Origin of the sequence: Dietzia sp. SYD-A1 (genome assembly GCF_015356725.1) — a bacterium.
In the GTDB taxonomy this organism is placed as follows: Bacteria; Actinomycetota; Actinomycetes; order Mycobacteriales; family Mycobacteriaceae; genus Dietzia.
The window spans coordinates 1-4,009 of the sequence record NZ_JADDKI010000245.1; the positions used below are offsets into that span (position 1 = coordinate 1).

A 4,009-nucleotide genomic window follows, 5' to 3' on the forward strand; every position below is an offset into this window, starting at 1 on the left:
TCGCCGGGGACCGCACGTCCACCGCGTCGGCGGGCCCGGAGGTCGACCGTCCGTCCACGGGCCCGGCCGGGGCTGTGACCGGCACACCGGCGCCCGCCGACCCGACCCGCCCCGGACCCGCGACCAGGAGTTCGGGCTCGTCGTCGATCTCGGCCTCGCCCAGGCCGACCCGCTCCTGGACGCGCTTCATCCACTTCGGCGCCCACCAGTTGTCGGTGCCGAGCATCTGCATCACCGACGGCACGAGCAGCATACGGATGACGGTGGCGTCGATGATGAGCGCGGCGATCATGCCGAAGGCGATGTACTTCATCATCACGATGTCCGAGAACGCGAAGGCGCCGGTCACCACGATGAGGATGAGCGCCGCCGAGGTGATGATCCGACCGGTGTGGGCCACCCCGTTGCGGATGGCCTCTGCGGTGCGGGCCCCGCGCGAACGGGCCTCCACCATCCGGGACACCAGGAACACCTCGTAGTCCGTGGACAGGCCGTAGATGATCGCCATGAGGAGCACGACCACGGGCGACGTCAGCGGCCCCGGTGTGAACCCGAGCAGGCCGGCGAGATGACCGTCGACGAAGATCCACGTGAGGATCCCGAGCGTGGCGCCCAGTCCGAGCAGGTTCATGATCGCGGCCTTGATCGGCAGCACCAGCGAACCGAACGCCAGGAACATGAGGATGGTGGTGGCGATGAGGACGTAGAGCACGAACCACGGCAGCCCGTCGACCAGGGCCTCCACCGAATCGCGTTCCATCGCCGGGTTACCGCCCACGTAGACCTCGGTCCCGGCGGGGATCGGGAACGCCTGCAGGTACTCGACGGTGTCGGTGGCCGCGTTGCGGTCGACGACGCCGGTCTGCAGGACCACCACGTCGCGACCCTGAGCGTCCTGCTCACCGGACCGGGCGAACTGGAACGGTCCGGTCAGTCCCGGTGCCTCGTTCGCCGCGGAGCGGATCTGCGACAGGGTGGTGCCGTCCGATCCGATCACGACGAGTTTGACCGGGTCCGTGCGGGTTCCGGGGAAATTCTGGTCGTACTGTTCCTGTGCCACGCGGGTCGGGTTGTCCGGCGGGAGGTAGGTCTCGTTGATGCCGCCGAACTTGACCCCGGAGAACGGGATGATCAGTGCGACCAGGACCACCACGACCGGGACCGCCACGGCCACCGGGCGCTTCATGGAGAAGTCCGCGATGCGACCGAACAGGCCGTTCTCGACCTCTTCCCGTGAGCGGTGGCGCTGCAGGCGTGTGATGCCGAGCATGTCGACGCGGTGACCGAGCATCATCAGAACGGCCGGCAGCAGGGTCACCGACAGTGCGGCGGCGAGGATCACCGCGGCGATCGCGCCATAGGCCACCGACTTGAGGAAGTCCTGCGGGAAGATGAGCAGGCCGGACAGGGTCACGCCCACCATGACCGCGGAGAACACCACCGTCCGACCGGCGGTGGCCACCGCGCGTCGCACCGCCGCGTCCGGCGGATACCCCTCGGCCATCTCCTCCCTGAACCGGCTCACCACGAACAACCCGTAGTCGATGGCCAGGCCCAGACCGATCAGGGTCACCACGTTCTGGGCGAAGGAGTTCACCGGGGTGACCAGCGAGAGCAGGTGCAGAGCACCGAGCGAGCCCACGATCGTCAGCACCCCCACCGCAACGGGCAGGAAGGCGGCGACGACCCCGCCGAAGACCACGATGAGCAGCAGGAACACCAGCGGGAGCGCGATCAGCTCCGCGCGCACGAGGTCCGCGTCCATGCCGTCCTGCAACGCACCGGCGACGGCCTGCACCCCCGCGACGTCGGTCTGGATCCCGTCGACGTCGATCCGGTCCTCGATCACCCGGAAGTTCTGGAGGATCTCCTCCTCCTCGCCGGCGATCTGGATGGAGGCCACGGCGATGCCCTCGTCCCGGTTGACCAGGGCGGGGGACTGGTTGAACACGAAGCTGGTCACGCCGGTGACCTCGTCCGGGAACTCCGTGCGGATCGAGTCGAGCGAGGCGCGGATGGGCTCCTGGAAGGCCGGATCGTCGACCGTGGTGCCCTCGGGGGCGTGGTAGCTGACGACGACGTCGCCGAGCGCGTCACGGCCGTACGCCTCCTGCTCGAGCCGCTCGGCCGTCGCCCACCCGCTCTCCGGGTCCTCGAAGCCGCCCTGGCCGAAGGCGTTTCCGAACATGCTGCCCGCCACGCTGAGCGCGGCCATGACCACGACCATGACGACCGTGACGAGGATGCGGCGGCGGGCGACGACACGCCCGAGTGAGTTGAACACGGCGGCGCGCTCCTAACGCGAGGTGAGCAGGGCGGTGAGTGGCCGGAGCGGCTGCAACCAGGCCCCCTCGTCCGGCAGGTTCTCGAGGCTGACCCGGGGCAGGGGCTCCCGGAACACACCCGGGATGTCCTCCAGGTCGAGGAATCGGATCGTGTCGTGCTGGACGGCCCAGGTGGCGTGCTCCCGGAAACCGATGACGGTGACGGGGATCTCGTCGGCGAGATCCTCCAACGGTTCGCGGAACGCCTGGCCGTCGGCGGAGGCCACCACCACGCCCGCGAGCCGACCGGACTCGGCGCGCCGGTCGATGTGCTCGAGCATGTCGTCGTCGACATCCGAGTCCTCGCTGGTCTTGGGCTTGGCAAAGACGGCGAAGCCGACGTTGCGCAGGGCCTCGACCCAGGGGCGGACATTGTCCGAGGTACCCGGGACGATGTTGGTGAAGACGGTCGCCTCGGCCTCGAGGGTGTCGCCCGAGCTCACCGACAACTCGGCCGCGTACCCGAGCAGCCACCGCCCGAGCGCGTCGAAGCGTGGCCGGTAGAGGGCCGTGGGGCGTCCGCCGAGGATGGACCCGAGGCCCATGTCCACGTTGGGCGCGTCCCAGACGAGCAGCACCAGGCCCGGGTCGTCGGGCGGCACCACGTCGGTGATCTCGTGGTCGTCCGGTCCGTCAGGTGGGGTCATCGTCTACAGCCTCGGCCTTCTCGGAGATTCGGGTGTGTCAGTCTCTGCGACGCCAGAGGAACTCGTTGATCACTCGCTCCTCCTGAAGACCCTTGCCCTCGAACTTCGTCACGGGTCGTTTCAGACTGAACGGTACGTGTCCGTCCCCGGTCGTGGCGTCGAGCCGCTCGAGTGACGGTTCGGCGTCGCCGGTCTCGGCGATCCAGTCGGCGTAGTCGGCGTGGTCGGTAGCCACGTGGAGTACGCCGCCGGGACGGAGGCGCGAGGAGATCAGGGCGAACGTCCCCGACTGCAGGAGCCGGCGCTTGTGGTGGCGCGCCTTGGGCCACGGATCCGGGAAGAACACACGCACCCCGGTCAGGCTCGCCGGCGCGATCATGTTGGTGAGCACATCCACCCCGTCGCCGCGGATCATCCGGACGTTCTCGAGGCCCTCTCGCAGGATCATCCCCAGGAGCTGGGCCAGGCCGGGTTGGTAGACCTCGACGGCGATCACGTCCAGGTCCGGCTCCTCTGCCGCCATCGCCGCGGTGGACGTCCCCGTCCCGGACCCGATCTCGACGATCAGCGGTGCGACGCGACCGAACATGACCTCCGGGTCGATCACCTCGTCCGCGACGTTGCGGCCGTAGGTGGGCCAGTGCTCCTCCCAGTTGCGTTGCTGGCCCGGACGCAGGGTGCCGCGACGGAACCGGTAGGCCGTGACCCGGGGGAACAGACGCGGGTCGTGATCAGGGGTCGATCCGTCCGCCGATCGGGGGCTTTCGCTCTGGTTCACCCGGTCATCATCGCGTAGTCGGGGGCCCGGGTCCGAATCCGGTGGCCGTGCGGGTCGTCCCCGGGGATGGCGGGTCCTCGCCTCCCGTCGCCGCCGGGGCAGGGAAGGTCTTGCCCCGGGAGCCCGGCCGGGACACCATGACCCCGTGCCGATCGTGACCGAGGACGCCGCCACCCACACCAGGGTGCGGCCCCCTGGCGCCGACCCCGTCTCGCGGGTCCGACGAATCGTCGGTGCCGCGCGGGAGCACGGTGTCGACC

Annotated in this window: 3 protein-coding genes; all 3 read right to left on the reverse strand. The window is 69.5% G+C overall.

What is annotated here, in order from left to right; all coding sequences use genetic code 11:
* The coding region (locus IY392_RS10730) for an MMPL family transporter (protein WP_194861203.1) at positions 1-2,284 on the reverse strand (2,284 nt) is incomplete at its 3' end.
* A 12-nt stretch (positions 2,285-2,296) separates the two neighbouring features.
* The gene (locus IY392_RS10735) at positions 2,297-2,971 is read right to left on the reverse strand and encodes an NYN domain-containing protein (protein WP_107757515.1); all 675 of its coding nucleotides are present in this window, start codon (positions 2,969-2,971) and stop codon (positions 2,297-2,299) included.
* A 37-nt stretch (positions 2,972-3,008) separates the two neighbouring features.
* Positions 3,009-3,749 carry a tRNA (guanosine(46)-N7)-methyltransferase TrmB gene (gene trmB, locus IY392_RS10740; RefSeq protein WP_107757516.1) on the reverse strand — a complete coding sequence of 247 codons (741 nt, stop codon included), beginning with the start codon at positions 3,747-3,749 and terminating at the stop codon, positions 3,009-3,011.
* Between the last annotated feature and the right edge of the window lie 260 nt (positions 3,750-4,009).